Source organism: Pseudomonas congelans (assembly GCF_900103225.1).
In the GTDB taxonomy this organism is placed as follows: Bacteria; Pseudomonadota; Gammaproteobacteria; order Pseudomonadales; family Pseudomonadaceae; genus Aquipseudomonas; species Aquipseudomonas congelans.
In genome coordinates this window covers 92,503-111,132 of the sequence record NZ_FNJH01000004.1, presented here as the reverse complement: position 1 = coordinate 111,132, position 18,630 = coordinate 92,503, and the positions used below count along the sequence as shown (strand labels likewise).

Annotated in this window: 12 protein-coding genes and 2 tRNA genes; 12 read left to right on the top strand and 2 right to left on the bottom strand. The window is 60.7% G+C overall.

Going from position 1 to position 18,630, the window contains the following annotated elements; genetic code table 11:
* The first annotated feature begins 5 nt into the window (after window positions 1–5).
* The 3 genes from BLR20_RS15275 (at window position 6) to BLR20_RS15265 (ending at window position 4,646) form a co-directional block, all read left to right on the top strand.
* Window positions 6–1,193 carry an ATP phosphoribosyltransferase regulatory subunit gene (locus BLR20_RS15275; protein WP_010439864.1) on the top strand — a complete coding sequence of 396 codons (1,188 nt, stop codon included), beginning with the start codon at window positions 6–8 and terminating at the stop codon, window positions 1,191–1,193.
* 54 nt (window positions 1,194–1,247) lie between these two features.
* Window positions 1,248–2,540, top strand: coding sequence for an adenylosuccinate synthase (locus tag BLR20_RS15270; protein ID WP_003366319.1), 1,293 nt, complete (start codon window positions 1,248–1,250; stop codon window positions 2,538–2,540).
* A gap of 171 nt (window positions 2,541–2,711) precedes the next feature.
* Entirely contained in the window at window positions 2,712–4,646 is a 1,935-nt protein-coding gene (locus BLR20_RS15265) for a methyl-accepting chemotaxis protein (protein ID WP_054994380.1), read from the top strand.
* Between the two features lie 105 nt (window positions 4,647–4,751).
* On the opposite strand, the gene BLR20_RS15260 is transcribed toward BLR20_RS15265, so the two are convergent.
* Window positions 4,752–4,838, bottom strand: a tRNA-Leu gene (locus BLR20_RS15260).
* A 161-nt stretch (window positions 4,839–4,999) separates the two neighbouring features.
* A tRNA-Leu gene (locus tag BLR20_RS15255) sits at window positions 5,000–5,086 on the bottom strand.
* A gap of 225 nt (window positions 5,087–5,311) precedes the next feature.
* Between BLR20_RS15255 and rnr the strand changes: the two genes are divergently transcribed.
* The 9 genes from rnr (at window position 5,312) to BLR20_RS15210 (ending at window position 18,620) form a co-directional block, all read left to right on the top strand.
* Window positions 5,312–7,945 (top strand): ribonuclease R, encoded by a 2,634-nt coding sequence (gene rnr / locus BLR20_RS15250; RefSeq protein WP_054994381.1) that lies wholly within the window; start codon window positions 5,312–5,314, stop codon window positions 7,943–7,945.
* Complete coding sequence (gene rlmB / locus BLR20_RS15245; protein WP_003317206.1) at window positions 7,942–8,703, top strand: 23S rRNA (guanosine(2251)-2'-O)-methyltransferase RlmB; 762 nt, start codon at window positions 7,942–7,944, stop codon at window positions 8,701–8,703. Before rnr ends, rlmB begins: the two co-directional genes overlap by 4 nt.
* 214 nt (window positions 8,704–8,917) lie before the next feature.
* On the top strand, window positions 8,918–9,343 hold the full coding sequence (gene rpsF, locus BLR20_RS15240; RefSeq protein ID WP_002551828.1) for a 30S ribosomal protein S6: 426 nt from the start codon (window positions 8,918–8,920) through the stop codon (window positions 9,341–9,343).
* A gap of 28 nt (window positions 9,344–9,371) precedes the next feature.
* Window positions 9,372–9,602: a 30S ribosomal protein S18 gene (gene rpsR / locus BLR20_RS15235; protein WP_002551829.1), complete on the top strand. Its 231-nt coding sequence runs from the start codon at window positions 9,372–9,374 to the stop codon at window positions 9,600–9,602.
* 39 nt (window positions 9,603–9,641) lie between these two features.
* Window positions 9,642–10,538 carry a YybS family protein gene (locus BLR20_RS15230; RefSeq protein ID WP_054994382.1) on the top strand — a complete coding sequence of 299 codons (897 nt, stop codon included), beginning with the start codon at window positions 9,642–9,644 and terminating at the stop codon, window positions 10,536–10,538.
* Window positions 10,539–10,557: 19 nt separating this feature from the next.
* Window positions 10,558–11,004, top strand: a complete 447-nt coding sequence (gene rplI / locus BLR20_RS15225) for a 50S ribosomal protein L9 (protein ID WP_003317208.1) — start codon at window positions 10,558–10,560, stop codon at window positions 11,002–11,004.
* A 123-nt stretch (window positions 11,005–11,127) separates the two neighbouring features.
* Window positions 11,128–12,522: a replicative DNA helicase gene (dnaB, locus tag BLR20_RS15220; RefSeq protein ID WP_003317209.1), complete on the top strand. Its 1,395-nt coding sequence runs from the start codon at window positions 11,128–11,130 to the stop codon at window positions 12,520–12,522.
* A gap of 107 nt (window positions 12,523–12,629) precedes the next feature.
* Entirely contained in the window at window positions 12,630–14,939 is a 2,310-nt protein-coding gene (locus BLR20_RS15215; RefSeq protein ID WP_025990818.1) for a YgiQ family radical SAM protein, read from the top strand.
* A gap of 402 nt (window positions 14,940–15,341) precedes the next feature.
* Window positions 15,342–18,620: a transglutaminase family protein gene (locus BLR20_RS15210; RefSeq protein ID WP_054994383.1), complete on the top strand. Its 3,279-nt coding sequence runs from the start codon at window positions 15,342–15,344 to the stop codon at window positions 18,618–18,620.
* Window positions 18,621–18,630 lie beyond the last annotated feature (10 nt).

The window sequence follows — 18,630 nt, the reverse complement described above, 5'->3', positions numbered from 1 at the left end:
GCGTAATGGCAACGGTCGACCGCTGGCTGCTACCAGATGGCATCGAAGAAGTACTGCCACCGGAAGCGGCGCGCATTGAAGTAGCGCGCCGTCAGGTGTTGGATCTGTTTCAGAGCTGGGGCTATGAGTTTGTCGTCACCCCGCATATCGAGTATCTCGAGTCGCTGCTGACTGGCGCGGGTTCGGATCTGGATCTGCGCACCTTCAAGGTTATCGACCCGCAATCGGGCCGGCAGATGGGCTTTCGCGCCGACATCACGCCGCAGGTTGCACGCATCGATGCTCACACCCTGAAACGTGAAGGCCCGAGCCGTCTGTGCTACGCGGGCAGCGTTCTGCACGCCCAGCCGCGTGCGCTGTCGTCCTCGCGCAGCCCGATACAACTGGGTGCCGAGTTGTACGGCGATGCGAGCCCGAGCAGCGACGTCGAAGTCATCAGCCTGATGCTGGCCATGCTGCAACTGGCCGATGTGCCGGATGTGCACATGGACCTCGGGCATGTCGGTATCTATCGCGGTCTGGCGCGCGCCGCCGGCCTGTCGGGTGAAGTCGAGCAGCAGCTGTTCGATGCGCTGCAGCGCAAGGCCATTGATGAGGTGATTGCCCTCACCGCCGATCTGCCGCAAGAGCTGGCCGCCATGCTGCGTGCACTGGTCGACCTGTGCGGTGGTCGTGAGGTGCTCGACGCCGCACGCGATCGTCTGGCCGGCGCACCTGCGCCAGTGCTGGCCGCGCTGGATGACCTGCTGTCGATCGCCGAGCGTCTGGCTGTGCGTTTCCCGCAGTTGCCGCTGTACTTTGACCTCGGCGAGCTGCGCGGCTACCACTACCACACCGGTGTGGTGTTCGCGGTATTCGTGCCGGGCGTGGGCCAGTCGATCGCTCAGGGCGGTCGTTACGATGACATCGGTGCCGACTTCGGTCGTGCCCGTCCGGCGACCGGCTTTTCCACCGACCTGAAAACCCTGGTAACCCTGGGGCAGGCAGAAATCGTCTTACCGTCTGGTGGTATCTGGGTGCCGGACAGTACGGATGCGGCACTCTGGCAGAGGGTTTGCCAGTTGCGCAGTGAAGGTCAGCGTGTGGTTCAGGCGTTGCCTGGGCAGCAGGCGAGCGCCGCGCGTGAAGCCGACTGTGACCGGCAATTGATTCAGCATGGCGAGCACTGGCAGGTAATGCCGCTGGCTTCTTGAGTATTCCTGCCGGCCGCCGCCGGCACCAAGTTTGCGTGAATGAGGACAAGTGTTATGGGTAAGAATGTCGTAGTCCTGGGCACTCAATGGGGTGATGAGGGCAAAGGCAAGATCGTTGATCTGCTGACCGAACATGCTACCGCCGTGGTTCGCTATCAGGGTGGCCACAACGCCGGCCACACACTGGTGATCGACGGTGAGAAAACCGTATTGCACCTGATTCCGTCCGGTGTGCTGCGCGAAGGCGTGCAGTGCCTGATCGGTAACGGTGTGGTGGTTGCTCCCGACGCGCTCCTGCGCGAAATCGTCAAGCTGGAAGAGAAAGGCATTCCGGTGCGCGAGCGTCTGCGCATCAGCCCGTCCTGCCCGCTGATCCTGTCGTACCACGTGGCACTCGACCAGGCGCGTGAAAAGGCCCGCGGCGAGTTCAAGATCGGCACCACCGGTCGTGGTATCGGCCCGGCCTACGAAGACAAGGTTGCACGTCGCGGTCTGCGCATCGGCGACCTGTTCCATCGCGAGCGTTTCGCCGCCAAGCTGGGCGAGCTGCTCGACTACCATAACTTCGTGCTGGTCAATTACTACAAAGAGCCTGCCATCGACTTCCAGAAGACGCTCGACGAGTGCATGGAATACGCTGACATGCTCAAGCCGCTGATGCTCGACGTCACCGCTGCGCTGCATGAGATGCGTCGCGACGGCAAGGACATCATGTTCGAAGGTGCCCAGGGTTCGCTGCTGGACATCGACCACGGTACGTACCCGTACGTCACCAGCTCCAACACCACTGCGGGCGGCATTGCCACCGGTTCCGGTTTTGGTCCGATGTACCTGGATTACATCCTGGGCATCACCAAGGCCTACACCACACGCGTGGGTTCGGGTCCGTTCCCAACAGAGCTGTTCGACGACGTCGGTGCTTTCCTGGCCAAGCGTGGCCATGAGTTCGGTGCCACCACCGGTCGCGCACGCCGTTGCGGCTGGTTTGACGCCGTCATCCTGCGTCGCGCCATCGAAATCAACAGCATCTCGGGCCTGTGCCTGACCAAGCTGGACGTACTCGACGGTCTGGAAACCATCAACATCTGCGTGGGCTACGAGAACGAAGAGGGTGCCGTCATCGACGCGCCTACCGACGCCGACAGCTATCTGGGCCTGCGTCCGGTCTACGAGCAGATGCCAGGCTGGAGCGAATCCACGCTGGGTGCCAAGACCCTCGAAGAGCTGCCTGCTGCCGCTCGCGCTTACATCAAGCGCGTCGAAGAGCTGGTCGGCGCGCCTATCGACATCATTTCGACCGGTCCTGACCGCAACGAAACCATCGTGCTGCGTCATCCGTTCGGCTGATACGTCACCGGGCTGTGCCAAAAAGGGTCGCATGTGCGGCCCTTTTTTGTTTTCGCGCCGGGGGCAGGGACGCTCGCAAAAGTGAGACTTGTGTCACGGCACGGCGCTTGCTACAAAGATGACAGAAAAGTGCCATCATTTTAATGGCGCTGAGGGTGGAGGGATTCTCCTGTGTCTGCTGTCTTATCTCTTTTGCAAAGTCGTTTGTTGCGTCCAGTCTTCATCGCGCTGGGCATCGCCCTTTTGGTGCAGGTGGTGGTGGCGGTTGCGCTTACCCGGAGCACGGTCACTGCGCTCGAGGCTGATCTCGCCAACCGCCTGGGGGTAGATTCGCAACATCTTTCCTCAGAGCTGGAATCGGCGAGTAGCGAAGTGACATCGAGCCTCGATGCATTGTCAGCCAGCACTCGTCAGCGCCTCAGCGTCGGACTCTCTACCCGCCTGAAGGACGAGCAGGCTCAACTGCGTGCCACGCTGGAAAAAGACCTTCGCGAGTCCGCGACCGACATGGCCGAACTGCTGGCCGCCGTTGCCCCGCGAGCCATGTGGGACAACGACACTCCAACGCTTTCCGAATTCGCACGCCGTGCGCAGCGCAATCCCAACGTACTGTTCGTTGTCTATGACGACGCCGCAGGTGAACACCTTACGCGTTACATGAACCGCGACAATCCGCTGGTCAAGGCCCTTTTGGCCAAGGGCGAAGGCGAGCGGGCGATGGACAAAGTCCTCAATGCGGCGAAAAACGATCCTTCCGTGTATTACGTCGAAGCATCCATCAGCCCCAACGGTGTGGAGATCGGCAAAGTGCGCATGGGTGTGTCCACGGCGACGGTCGAGGAGAATCTTGCCGCCCTGGACAAGCGTTTCGCGACCCTGATCACCAGTGGCGAGCAACTGGTGTCTGAGAGCCTTGCCAGCGCCTCGAAAGACAGCTCGACCGCTCTGCGCACGCGTCTGCAGTCGGCTCAGGCGGCGGGTGTGGCAATGACCGCCAATACGCGTGTGGCGGTTCAGGAGGCTGCCGAAACGCTGCGCTGGCGCATCGGCATGGGGCTGGCGCTGGTCGGCCTGTGCGTATTGCTGTTGCTGGCGGTGGTGCTCGGGCGTCGGGTTGTCAGCAAGCTGCATCTGTTGATCGCGGCACTCAATGACCTGGCGGCGGGTGAGGGCGATCTGACCAAGCGCGTCAAGCTGGACAGTAATGACGAGATTGGCGATATGTCGGCCGCGGTCAACCGCTTCATCGACAAGCTGCAACCTATCGTCCGCGAGGCTGGCGAGGTGGCGCAGCGCACCGGGCAGGAAATCGGTGTCATGAGTGAGCGCAATGCCGGCGCTGATGCCGCAGCCGAATTGCAGCGGGACGAAGTGGCGGCCAGCCTGAAAGCGCTGGAGCAGATGGCCGACGAGGCGCAGTCGGAAAGCCATGCGATGCAGGCAGCCCTGCGTCAGGTGATCGATATCAAACAGGCAACCGATGAAAACACCCGTACTTCCAGTCAGGTTGGCGGGTTGATCGAAGCGCTGGCCGGGCAGGTCGAGACGGGGGCGCAAGTGATCGAGCGTCTGGCGCAGCAAAGCCAGCAGATCGAGGTGGTGCTGGAAGTCATTCATGGTATTGCCGAGCAAACCAACCTGCTCGCGTTGAACGCAGCCATCGAAGCGGCTCGCGCAGGCGAGACGGGCAGAGGCTTTGCCGTGGTGGCTGACGAAGTGCGTGCGCTGGCCAGCAAGACACAAAGCTCGACGGGCGATATTCAGGAGCACATCGTGGCCTTGCAGCGCGGCGCGAAAGAGGCGGTCGCTGCCATCGGCATCGCCGGACGCCAGGCCAAGGAAGGTCTGGAAGTGCTGCGCGACAGCGCCAAGCGACAGCAGACGGTGCAGGCCTCGGTGGAGCAGGTGCATGCGGCCATTGGTCTGGCGACGAAGGCGGCCGTTCATCAGGCTGAAGGTGCCCAGGCGGTGCGTGGTCGGGTAGAGGTGATCCATGCTCAGGCCGAGCGTGCTGCAAAGGCGGTGGTCGAGACGACTGCCAGCGGCAAGGTGCTCGATGGGCTGGCTGCACAATTGAAGGCGAGCCTGGGGCAATTTCGGGCTTGAGCACCATGTGCGGCGCTGCAAATGTGGCGCTGCACTGTCTGCAGGAGGAGAGCTTTCGGGAGTCTGAAAGCAAAAAACCGAGCCATTGGCTCGGTTTTTTTGAATTGGTGCCCAGAAGAAGACTCGAACTTCCACGACCTTGCGGTCACCAGCACCTGAAGCTGGCGTGTCTACCAATTTCACCATCTGGGCAGCATCAGCAGCGTGTACGCCGTTGATGGGGCGCACTATACGGCGATCGTTTTACTCTGTAAACCCCTGTTTTGATTTAATAATCAAAACCCTGAAAATGCAAAAACCCGCTTTCGCGGGTTTTTGTGAGGCTTGAGACTGTTGTAGTCTGTTGCCTGAATTGGTGCCCAGAAGAAGACTCGAACTTCCACGACCTTGCGGTCACCAGCACCTGAAGCTGGCGTGTCTACCAATTTCACCATCTGGGCAGTATCGGCAGGCATCAACCTGTCGATGGCGCGCACTATACGGAGCGCCTTTTGGACTGTAAAGCCTGCCAGTGAAAAAAACTCGAAAAAAATCGCGGACGGCGTATTTCGGGTGTTTCAGCGGGGTTGAACAGGCTTTTTGTTGGGTGCATTGAGCGTGAAATTTCCCGTTTCATGAGGTCTATGCCAAACTAACCCCTATATATACAAGGTGAAAACTATCTAATGGCCGATTGGCAGTCCCTCGATCCCGAGGCCGCTCGTGAAGCGGAAAAATACGAAAACCCTATTCCCAGCCGCGAGCTGATCTTGCAGCATCTTGCCGAGCGCGGTTCGCCGGCCAGTCGCGAGCAACTGGTCGAAGAGTTCGGCCTGACCACCGAAGACCAATTCGAGGCTCTGCGCCGCCGCCTTCGGGCGATGGAGCGTGACGCCCAGTTGATCTACACCCGTCGCGGCACTTATGCACCGGTAGACAAGCTTGACCTGATCCTGGGTCGCATCTCCGGGCATCGCGATGGCTTCGGCTTCCTGGTACCTGACGACGGCTCCGATGACCTGTTCATGAGCCCGGCGCAAATGCGTCTGGTGTTCGACGGTGACCGGGCGCTGGCTCGCGTTTCCGGTCTTGACCGCCGTGGTCGTCGCGAAGGCGTGATCGTCGAAGTGATCTCTCGTGCCCACGAAAGCATCGTGGGTCGCTATTTCGAAGAAAGCGGCATCGGCTTCGTGGTGCCCGACAACCCGAAAATCCAGCAGGAAGTGCTGGTGACGCCGGGCCGTAACAACGGCGCCAAGATCGGCCAGTTCGTCGAGGTGAAAATCACCCATTGGCCGACGCCGCGCTTCCAGCCGCAAGGCGACGTGATCGAAGTGGTGGGCAACTACATGGCGCCCGGCATGGAGATTGATGTCGCGCTGCGTACCTACGACATTCCGCACGTGTGGCCCGAGGCTGTGCTCAAAGAGGCTGCCAAGCTCAAGCCGGAAGTCGAAGAGAAGGACAAGGAACACCGCGTTGACCTGCGCCATCTGCCGTTCGTGACCATCGACGGTGAAGATGCTCGCGACTTCGACGATGCGGTCTATTGCGAAGCCAAACCGGGCAAACTGCGTTTGTTCTCCGGTGGCTGGAAACTCTACGTGGCGATTGCCGACGTATCGAGCTACGTGAAGATCGGTTCGGCCCTGGATGCCGAGTCCCAGGTGCGCGGCAACTCGGTGTATTTCCCCGAGCGCGTCGTGCCCATGCTGCCTGAGCAATTATCCAACGGCCTGTGCTCGCTGAACCCGCATGTCGATCGTCTGGCCATGGTCTGCGAGATGACCATCTCCAAGACCGGCGAGATGACTGACTACGTGTTCTACGAAGGCATCATCCACTCCCACGCTCGCCTGACCTACAACAAGGTCAGCACGATTCTGGAACAGCCGAAAACCGCTGAAGCCAAGAGCCTGCGTGGCGAATACGGCGATGTGGTGCCGCACCTCAAGCAGCTTTATGCCATGTACAAGGTATTGCTGGGCGCGCGTCATGTGCGCGGTGCGATCGATTTCGAAACTCAGGAAACCCGGATCATCTTCGGTTCCGAGCGCAAGATTGCCGAAATCCGTCCGACCACTCGTAATGATGCCCACAAGCTGATCGAGGAATGCATGCTGGCCGCCAACGTGGCCACTGCGCAGTTCCTGAAGAAACATGAAATTCCTGCGTTGTACCGCGTCCACGATGGTCCGCCGCCAGAGCGCCTGGAAAAACTGCGCGCATTCCTCGGTGAGCTGGGTCTGACGCTGCACAAGGGCAAGGAAGGTCCGACGCCGAAGGATTATCAGGCGCTGCTTGAAACCGTTCGCGATCGTCCTGACTACCACCTGATCCAGACCGTGATGCTGCGTTCGTTGAGTCAGGCGGTCTACAGCTCGGACAACAACGGTCACTTCGGTCTGAATTACGAAGCGTATACGCACTTCACGTCGCCGATCCGTCGTTATCCGGACCTGCTGACCCATCGCGCGATCCGCAGCGTCATTCGCTCCAAGCAGGATACGCCGCACGTTCGTCGTGCTGGTGCTGCGACGATTCCGAAGGCGCGCATCTACCCGTACGACGACGCGCTGCTCGACCAGTTGGGCGAACAATGCTCAATGAGCGAGCGCCGTGCCGACGAGGCCACGCGCGACGTGGTCAACTGGCTCAAGTGCGAGTACATGAAGGATCGCGTGGGCGAGTCGTTCCCGGGCGTGATCACCGCTGTAACCGGCTTTGGTCTGTTCGTCGAGCTGACCGACATCTATGTCGAAGGCCTGGTCCACGTGACCGCCTTGCCGGGTGACTACTATCACTTCGATCCGCTGCACCACCGCCTTGCCGGGGAGCGTACCGGGCGTAACTTCCGCCTGGGCGACACCGTTGAAGTGCGGGTCATGCGCGTCGATCTGGATGAGCGCAAGATCGATTTCGAGATCTCCGAAGCGGCAGCGGCTGCAAAGCCGACGGCTCGCAAGCGTCGTGGTAATGACACCGCGGCACCTGCTGCCACCACCACGGCTGAAAAGGACAAGGCGCCTGCCAAGTCCGGACGCCGTAGCGCTTCGACCAAGGAAAGCAGCCCCGAAGCGTATCGCCCGAGCGATGCCGCTGCGAAGAACGCCGAAGTGCGTAAGAGCCGCGAGCTGAAAAAAGCGCTTTTGGCAGACGCGAAGGGTGGTAGCAAGGCATCGTCGGGAAAGTCTGACAGGTCGGGCTCTGCGCCTTCATCGGGCAAGCCGGCCAGCAAACACCGTAAAGGCTCGTCAAAGACGGGCTCCGCGCCAACTGCGAAAAGCAGTGGCGCTCGTAAACCCAAGGCCAAGTCATGAGTCAGCTGGAAAAAATCTACGGCGTTCACGCCGTAGAAGCGTTACTTCGTCATCATCCGAAACGCGTCAAGCACATCTGGCTGGCCGAGGGTCGTAATGACCCTCGCGTCCAGACGCTGGTGGCGCTGGCAGCCGAGAATCGCGTGACCATCGGTCAGGCCGAGCGCCGCGAAATGGATGCCTGGGTCGAGGGCGTGCATCAGGGCGTGGTTGCCGATGTGAGCCCGAGTCAGGTCTGGGGCGAGGCAATGCTCGACGAGCTGCTGGATCGCAGTGAAGGCTCGCCGTTGTTGCTGGTGCTGGATGGCGTGACCGATCCGCACAACCTCGGCGCCTGCCTGCGTACCGCCGATGCGGCTGGTGCGCTGGCTGTTATCGTGCCCAAGGACAAGTCTGCAACCCTGACGCCAGCCGTGCGAAAGGTCGCCTGCGGTGCCGCCGAGGTCATCCCGCTGGTGGCGGTGACCAACCTGGCGCGCACGCTGGAAAAACTGCAGCAGCGCGGATTGTGGGTGGTCGGTACTGCGGGCGAGGCCGAGGTCGAGCTGTATCAGCAGGATCTGACCGGGCCAACCATCATTATCATGGGTGCCGAAGGCAAGGGCATGCGTCGCCTGACCCGTGAGCATTGTGATTATCTGGTGCGCTTGCCGATGGCGGGCAGTGTCAGCAGCCTCAACGTGTCGGTCGCGACCGGCGTGTGTCTGTTCGAAGCGCTGCGTCAGCGCAGTGTCAAGGCTGCCGGCAAAAAGGCCTGATTTCGGCGCCGGGCCAGAGTGAGCAGGTCGCGCCTTGCGATCTGCTCATTAATTCACCAATTGCCTTGCGCCTCCCTCGACCCTTCTCTACAATTGCGCCCCTTGCTGTCACGGCAGGTGCGCATGTGCCTGTCCCTGAGCAAGACCAACAGTGTCATTCACTCCTTGTCTGACCGCTATTTGAGCGGCAGGCTACAACCCGTAAGGAGCATTCATGCGTCATTACGAAATTATCTTTTTGGTCCACCCGGATCAAAGCGAGCAAGTCGGCGGCATGGTAGAGCGTTACACCAAGCTGATCGAAGAAGACGGCGGCAAAATCCACCGTCTGGAAGATTGGGGCCGTCGTCAACTGGCTTACGCAATCAACAATGTTCACAAGGCTCACTACGTGATGCTGAACGTTGAGTGCACTGGCAAGGCTCTGGCCGAGCTGGAAGACAACTTCCGTTACAACGATGCTGTGATCCGTAACCTGGTCATCCGTCGCGACGAAGCCGTAACTGGCCAGTCCGAGATGCTCAAGGCTGAAGAGAACCGCAGTGAGCGCCGTGAGCGTCGTGACCGTCCTGAGCACTCCGACAGCGCCGATGGCGATGACGGCGACAACAGCGACGTTAGCGATAACGCTGACGAGTAATCCACGGACCTTTTGAGGAGCCAATTACATGGCACGTTTCTTCCGTCGTCGTAAATTCTGCCGCTTCACCGCTGAAGACGTCAAAGAGATCGATTACAAAGATCTCAACACTCTGAAAGCCTACGTATCCGAGACCGGCAAAATCGTTCCAAGCCGTATCACTGGTACCAAAGCACGTTATCAGCGTCAGCTGGCCACCGCTATCAAGCGTGCCCGCTTCCTGGCCCTGCTGGCCTACACCGACAGCCACGGCCGCTGAGACCAGGTAGTCGACAAAACGTAACAAAGGATAGAAAGCATGCGTGCCCTGGCTGAATTCATCATGCGCGGCCGTATGCAGGCCACTCTCGTAGTGGCTGGATGTGCGGCATTGCCGCTGTTGTTCTGGTTGAGTGCTGCCGCAGGGTGCCTTGTGCTCCTGCGACGCGGGTTCAGTGATGCCGTTGGTGTCCTGTCCTGGGCTCTGCTGCCGGCCTTGGTCTGGTGGTATTTCGGTGAACCTCGTACAGCCATGGTGCTGGCCGGTTCACTGAGTTTGGCAATGGTTTTGCGTGCCAGCGAGTCCTGGGTCCGCGTGCTGCTGGTCAGCGTGGCGTTGGGTGTGGTGTATGCAGTAATTCTGGGCACGGTTTTTCGCGAACCTCTGGAAGCAATGTCGCAGGAGTTGCAGAAACATCTGCCGACAATGCTGGCCGGGCTCTACGAGCAGTTGAACGTAGAAGAGCGAGCGCGTCTGGGGGCGCTGATTGCACCCGTCCTGAATGGCCTGATAGCGGCTGTGCTGCAAATCGTCAGTGTGCTGTGCCTGATTCTTGGGCGGTACTGGCAAGCGATGATGTACAACCCTGGTGGTTTCGGGCGTGAGTTTCGCGCCGTGAAACTCCCGCTGGCGCCTGCGTTGGTGCTGGTGGTGTGCATGCTGGTGGGGCCGAATTTCGGTCCGCAGATAGCGATGCTTACACCGCTGTGCAGCGTACCGCTGGTCTTTGCGGGCCTGGCCCTGATTCACGGACTGGTCGCTGAAAAGCGTCTGTCCAGGTTCTGGCTGGTGGGGATGTACATCACGCTGCTGGTGTTCATGCAGCTGATTTATCCGTTGCTCGTGGTAATTGCCATTGTCGACAGCCTGATTGATTTTCGCGGTCGCCGGAGCTCGAAAGATTCCGGCAATGGCCCTGCGAACGGTGAAGGTTAAAAGTTAAGAGGATTTCCACATGCAACTGATCCTTCTGGAAAAAGTCGCCAACCTGGGCAACCTGGGCGACAAAGTAAACGTTAAGGCCGGTTACGGTCGTAACTACCTGCTGCCTTACGGCAAAGCAACCGCTGCAACCGCTGCCAACGTGGCTGCGTTTGAAGAGCGTCGTGCCGAGCTGGAAAAACTGGCTGCAGACAAGAAAGCATCTGCCGAAACTCGCGCTGCCCAACTGGCTGAGCTGGAAGTGACTATCACTGCCACCGCTGGTGACGAAGGCAAGCTGTTCGGTTCGATCGGCACCCACGACATCGCTGATGCACTGACCGCCTCTGGCGTTGAAGTTGCAAAAAGCGAAGTTCGTCTGCCGAACGGCACTATCCGCAACGTTGGTGAATTCGACGTAGCCGTGCACCTGCACAGCGACGTAGAAGCAACCGTACGCGTTGTCGTAGTGGCTGCTTAAGCAACACGTAATCGTCTGGTGGCATTGCCGTCAGAGGATTAACATCGGGCACGATCCTGTTCACAGGTCGTGCCCTTTGTCTTTGTGCCATCCCCATTCTGCAAACCTCGAATTGAAGTGGCCATGAACGATATTTCCGCCCCCGAACAATACGATCTGCAAACCGCTGCCCTGAAGGTGCCGCCCCATTCCATCGAGGCCGAACAGGCTGTACTCGGTGGTCTGATGCTGGACAACAACGCCTGGGAGCGGGTGCTCGATCAAGTTTCCGATGGTGATTTCTATCGACATGACCACCGCCTGATATTCCGCGCCATCGCCCGGTTGGCCGATCAGAACAGCCCGATCGACGTGGTCACCCTGGCTGAACAGCTGGACAAGGAAGGGCAGACCTCGCAAGTAGGCGGCCTGGGCTACCTCAGTGAGCTGGCGAAAAACACGCCTTCTGTCGCCAACATCAAGGCCTATGCGCAAATCGTCCGGGCCCGGGCCACGCTGCGGCAATTGATCGGCATCAGTACCGAAATCGCCGACAGTGCGTTCAACCCCGAAGGCCGGACTGCCGAAGAGATTCTTGACGAGGCTGAACGGCAGATCTTCCAGATCGCCGAAGCGCGCCCCAAGACCGGCGGCCCGGTCAGCGTCAACGACCTGCTGACCAAGGCCATCGACCGTATCGACACGCTGTTCAACAGCGACAACGCCATTACCGGCCTGTCGACCGGGTACACCGATCTCGATGAGAAGACCAGCGGGCTGCAACCCTCCGACCTGATCATCGTGGCCGGACGTCCGTCGATGGGTAAGACCACCTTCGCCATGAACCTGGTCGAGAATGCGGTGCTGCGCAGTGACAAGGTCGTACTGGTCTACTCGCTGGAGATGCCAGGTGAGTCGCTGATCATGCGTATGCTGTCCTCGCTGGGGCGTATCGACCAGACCAAGGTGCGGGCGGGCCAGCTTGATGACGATGACTGGCCGCGTCTGACATCGGCGGTCAATCTGCTCAATGACCGCAAACTGTTCATCGACGACACGGCCGGTATCAGCCCCTCGGAAATGCGCGCGCGGACACGGCGGATCGTGCGTGAGCATGGCGACATCGCCATGATCATGATCGACTACCTGCAGTTGATGCAGATCCCCGGCTCCAGCGGTGATAACCGTACCAACGAGATTTCCGAGATCTCGCGCTCGTTGAAAGCGCTGGCCAAGGAATTCAATTGCCCGGTGATTGCCCTGTCGCAGCTCAACCGCTCCCTCGAGCAGCGTCCCAACAAGCGCCCGATCAACTCCGACCTCCGGGAATCCGGAGCGATCGAGCAGGATGCCGACGTGATCATGTTCGTTTACCGGGACGAGGTATACCACCCGGAAACCGAGCACAAGGGCATTGCCGAGATCATCATCGGCAAGCAGCGTAACGGCCCCATCGGTACCACGCGCCTGGCGTTCATCGGCAAATACACGCGCTTCGAGAACCTGGCGCCGGGCAGTTACAACTTCGACGACGACTGAGTTCGGGTCGAGCCCATCAAATCCGACCACCGTGGTCGGACTTGATCAAAAAATGTGCTATATTCCGCGCCCGCGATTTTTCCAACGTGCAAACGTAGGTCCTGAACATGCAATCAGCCAAGCCGTTATTTGACTATCCCAAGTACTGGGCCGAATGTTTCGGACCAGCACCTTTCCTGCCCATGAGCCGGGAAGAAATGGATCTGCTTGGCTGGGATTCCTGCGACATCATTATCGTGACCGGTGATGCGTACGTGGATCACCCGTCTTTCGGCATGGCGATCATCGGTCGTCTGCTCGAGTCCCAGGGCTTTCGGGTCGGGATCATCGCGCAGCCCAACTGGCAGTCCAAAGACGACTTCATGAAGCTCGGCGAGCCGAATCTGTTTTTCGGTGTCGCTGCCGGCAACATGGACTCGATGATCAACCGCTATACCGCGGACAAGAAGATTCGCTCCGATGACGCCTATACCCCTGGCGGCATGGCCGGCAAGCGTCCGGACCGCGCAAGCCTGGTCTACAGCCAGCGCTGCAAGGAAGCCTACAAGCATGTGCCGATCGTGCTGGGCGGTATCGAGGCTTCGCTGCGCCGCATCGCGCACTATGATTACTGGCAGGACAAGGTTCGCAACTCGATCCTGATCGACGCCTGCGCCGACATCCTGCTGTACGGCAATGCCGAGCGTGCGATTGTCGAAGTCGCCCAGCGTCTGTCCTACGGCCACAAGATCGAAGACATCACCGACGTGCGCGGTACGGCGTTCATTCGCCGTGACACGCCGCAGGGCTGGTATGAGGTCGATTCCACGCGTATCGACCGTCCGGGCAAGGTCGACAAGATCATCAACCCGTACGTCAACACCCAGGACACCGAGGCCTGCGCCATCGAGCAGGAAAAAGGCAACGTCGAGGACCCCAACGAAGCCAAGGTGGTGCAGATTCTTGCCAGCCCGCGCATGACCCGCGACAAGACGGTCATCCGCCTGCCTTCGGTGGAAAAAGTCCGTAACGACGCTGTGCTGTATGCCCACGCCAACCGCGTGTTGCACCTGGAAACCAATCCGGGCAACGCTCGCGCACTGGTGCAGAAGCATGGCGAGGTGGACGTCTGGTTCAATCCGCCGCCCATTCCGATGACCACTGAAGAAATGGACTACGTGTTCGGCATGCCTTATGCGCGCGTCCCGCATCCTGCGTACGGCAAGGAAAAGATCCCCGCCTACGACATGATTCGCTTCTCGGTGAACATCATGCGTGGCTGCTTCGGCGGCTGTACCTTCTGCTCGATCACCGAGCACGAAGGGCGGATCATTCAGAACCGCTCTGAAGAGTCGATCATTCGCGAAATCGAAGAAATCCGCGACAAGGTGCCGGGCTTTACCGGGGTCATTTCCGACCTGGGCGGGCCGACCGCGAACATGTATCGCATCGCCTGCAAAAGCCCGGAGATCGAGTCGGCCTGCCGCAAGCCGTCCTGCGTATTCCCGGGCATCTGCCCGAACCTGAATACCGATCACTCGTCGCTGATCCAGCTGTATCGCAGCGCGCGCGCCTTGCCGGGCGTGAAAAAGATCCTGATCGCCTCCGGCCTGCGCTACGACCTTGCGGTCGAGTCGCCGGAGTACGTCAAGGAACTGGTCACCCACCACGTAGGTGGTTACCTGAAGATCGCCCCGGAACACACCGAGGAAGGTCCGCTCAACCAGATGATGAAGCCGGGCATTGGCAGCTATGACAAGTTCAAGCGCATGTTCGAGAAGTACACCAAGGAAGCCGGCAAGGAGCAGTACCTGATTCCTTACTTCATCGCCGCCCACCCGGGCACCACCGATGAAGACATGATGAACCTGGCGCTGTGGCTCAAGGGCAATGGTTTCCGTGCGGACCAGGTGCAGGCGTTCTACCCGTCGCCGATGGCCACGGCCACGGCCATGTACCACTCGGGCAAGAACCCGCTGCGCAAGGTCACCTACAAGAGCGATGCGGTCACCATCGTGAAGAGCGAAGCGCAGCGTCGCCTGCACAAGGCTTTCCTGCGTTATCACGATCCGAAAGGCTGGCCGATGCTGCGTGAGGCACTGGAGCGCATGGGCCGTGCCGATCTGATCGGGCCGGGCAAGGATCAACTGATTCCGCTGCATCAGCCGGCGACTGACAGCTACCAGAGTGCGCGCCGCAAGAACTCGACGCCGGCGGGCAGCCACAAGGTTGCAAAAAATGCCAAGACCACGCTGATCCAGACCCAGCACACCGGCCTGCCGCCACGTGGAAGCGATGGCAGCAAGCCGTGGGACAAGCGCGAAGAGGCCAAGGCTGCCGCAATGGCGCGCAACAAGCAGGCCGCCAAGGAACGCATGGATGCAGCCAAAGGCAAAGGCACCAAACCGCCCAAGCGCAAGCCAGTGGTGCCACGCTAACGCTCGGCGATAGCGCCGCCTGCTCGTAGAGGGGCGGACGCAGAGCGTCCAGAACGGCATGTCGACGCGGAGCGTCGCACGACAGTTGAGATCATCGTTCCTCACGCTCCAGCGTGGGAATGCCGTTCGTGACGCTCCGCGTCACATCATTCCCGCCGCGCCGCTCTATCCATCAACGGCACACGCCCACGGCGCTCACAATTCTTCACCCCCCATTCGATCCCTCTGCCACACTGTCTGCCTTATTACTGTGCGACCCTTGCACCGTTGGCTTCGGCCGGCACGATTTTGGTGCTGCGCCTGTTCAGGCGGGGAATGCCACTCTCGTTGGCGCACGACTTTGACCGGATGGCATAAGTCTTGCGCGGCTCAATTACCGTTCAGGCTCGCAGGAGGCACGCCGTGTCGATTCATATTGCCTTGCACCATGTCACGCATTATCGCTACGACCGCGCGGTCGAACTGGGTCCTCAGATCGTTCGCCTGCGCCCGGCCGCCCATAGCCGCACACGCGTGCTGTCGTATTCGCTGAAAGTCCTGCCTGAAAACCATTTCATCAACTGGCAGCAGGACCCTCAAGGCAATTACCTGGCGCGCCTGGTCTTCCCGGAAAAGACCCATGAGTTTCGCGTCGAAGTCGACCTGGTCGCCGAGATGGCGGTGTTCAATCCGTTCGACTTCTTCCTCGAGCCCTACGCCGAGAACATCCCGTTCACCTACGCCAGCGAAGAGCAGCGCGAGCTGGCGCCGTACCTCGAAAAACTGCCGCTGACCCCGAGATTTCAGGCGTATCTGGACAGCATCAGTCGCGAGCCGATTCCGGCCATCGACTTTCTGGTCGGTCTCAACCAGCGCCTGAGCCAGGACGTCGCTTACCTGATCCGCATGGAACCGGGCGTTCAGACCCCGGAATTCACCCTGGAGAACGCATCGGGCTCGTGCCGTGACTCCGCGTGGTTGCTGGTGCAGCTGCTGCGTCATCTGGGCATGGCGGCGCGGTTCGTGTCGGGCTACCTCATTCAGCTCAAGGCCGATGTCGAGGCGCTCGACGGGCCGTCGGGTACAGATGTCGACTTCACCGACCTGCACGCCTGGTGCGAGGTCTATCTGCCAGGCGCGGGCTGGGTCGGGCTGGATGCTACCTCCGGTCTGTTCGCTGGCGAAGGACACATTCCTCTGGCATGCAGCCCCGAACCTTCCTCCGCAGCGCCGATCAGCGGTCTGGTCGAGCCGTGCGACACCGATTTCAGCCACGAAATGTCGGTCGAGCGCATCTGGGAGGCGCCGCGCGTCACCAAGCCTTACACCGAAGCGCAATGGCAGGACATTCAGGCTCTGGGCCGACAGATCGACGCTGATCTGCTGCGCGACGATGTGCGTTTGACCATGGGCGGTGAGCCGACCTTTGTGTCCATCGACGACCGCGATGGTGCCGAATGGAACACCGCTGCGCTGGGGCCGCGCAAGCGCGAACTGTCCGCCGAGCTGTTCCAGCGCATGCGCGGGCATTACGCGCCGCTGGGCATCGTGCATTTCGGGCAGGGCAAATGGTATCCGGGTGAGCAGTTGCCGCGCTGGTCGCTGAACTGCTTCTGGCGCAAGGACGGCCAGCCGGTGTGGCGCAATAATGCGCTGATCGCCGACGAGACCCGCGACTATGGCGCGACCGGCGAACTGGCGGGGCGTTTTCTGGCCAGCGTTGCCGAGCGCCTGAAGCTGCCGGCGCGCTTCGTTTTCCCTGCTTACGAAGACAATTTCTACTACCTGTGGCGCGAAGGCGCGTTGCCGGTCAACGTCTCGGCCGAAGATTCGCGGCTGGGCGATGAGCTGGAGCGTGCACGCCTGCGCAAGGTCTTTGCCCAGGGGCTGGACAAGATGATCGGTCAGGTCCTGCCGCTGGCTCGCAACGCGGACGGTGACAGCTGGCAGAGTGGCCGCTGGTACCTGCGTGACGAGCATTGCCGTCTGGTGCCTGGGGATTCTGCGCTGGGCTATCGATTGCCGCTGGCGTCGCAGCCTTGGGTGAAGGCGGCGGAATACCCGTTCATTCACCCGACCGACCATAACCAGGACTTCCCCGAACTGGCCGACAGCGATTCGTTGACTTCGGCGCTCAAGTCCACAGACACGGACGCCGAACGCGCGCCGAAGATCGACGAGTCGGCTGACTGGCTGACCCGCACGGCGCTGTGTGCCGAAGCGCGCGAAGGGCGGCTGTATCTGTTCATGCCGCCGCTGCAGAAGCTTGAGGAATACCTTGAGCTGGTGGCCGTGATCGAAGCGACCGCCGAAGAGCTGCAGTGCCCGATCCTGCTGGAAGGCTACGAGCCGCCAAGCGATCCGCGGCTGTGCAATTTCCGGATCACGCCGGACCCTGGCGTGATCGAGGTCAACGTGCAGCCTTCGGCGAGCTGGGACGAGCTGGTCGAGCGCACCGAGTTTCTCTATGAGCAGGCGCGCCTCACGCGTCTGACCACCGAGAAGTTCATGATCGACGGCCGTCATACCGGCACCGGCGGTGGCAACCATTTCGTGCTGGGTGGCGCGACTCCGGCGGATTCGCCGTTTCTGCGGCGTCCGGACCTGCTGCGCAGCCTGATCAGCTATTGGCACAACCATCCTTCGCTGTCGTACCTGTTTTCCGGCCTGTTTATAGGCCCGACCTCTCAGGCACCGCGCATCGACGAAGCGCGCAACGACTCGCTCTACGAGATGGAAATCGCTTTTGCGCAGATGCCGGCGCCAGGCGAGGAGGTTGCGCCGTGGGTGGTGGACCGTTTGCTGCGTAACCTGCTGATCGACGTCACCGGCAATACCCACCGTGCCGAATTCTGCATCGACAAGCTTTACTCGCCCGATGGCGCGACCGGACGCCTGGGGCTGCTGGAGCTGCGCGCCTTCGAGATGCCGCCGCATGCACGCATGAGCCTGGCGCAGCAACTGCTGCTGCGCGCTCTGGTGGCGCGCTTCTGGCGTGAACCCTACGCACCCGCGAAGCTGGCGCGCTGGGGCACGCAACTGCACGACCGTTTCATGCTGCCGCACTTCATCGAGCAGGATTTTGCCGATGTGGTTGCCGACCTCAATGCGGCAGGCTACCCGGTGCAGGCCGACTGGTTCTCTGCGCACCTGGAATTCCGCTTTCCGAAAGTGGGCGATTACGCCGTCAACGGTATCGAACTGGAACTGCGTCAGGCGCTGGAGCCCTGGCATGTCCTGGGTGAAGAGGGGTCGGCCGGCGGCGCGGTGCGCTACGTCGATTCATCGCTGGAGCGTCTGCAAGTGCATATCAGCGGGTTGCCACCGCAGCGTTACGTGCTGACCTGTAACGGTGTCGCAGTGCCTCTGCAGCCGACCGGGCGGGCCGGCGAGTTCGTCGCCGGTGTGCGTTACCGCGCCTGGCAGCCGGCCAACTGCCTGCAACCGACCATCGGCGTGCATGCGCCGCTGGTTTTCGATCTGCTCGACACCTGGATGCACCGCTCGCTGGGTGGCTGCGAGTATCATGTCGCCCATCCGGGCGGCCGTAACTACGAAACCTTGCCGGTCAACGCCAACGAAGCGGAAAGCCGTCGCCTGTCACGTTTCTTCCGCATCGGTCACACCCCGGGCAAACTGGACGTTCCGTCGCTCAACATTAACGACGAGCTGCCGATGACGCTGGATATGCGTCTGCATTAAAAAAACAGTG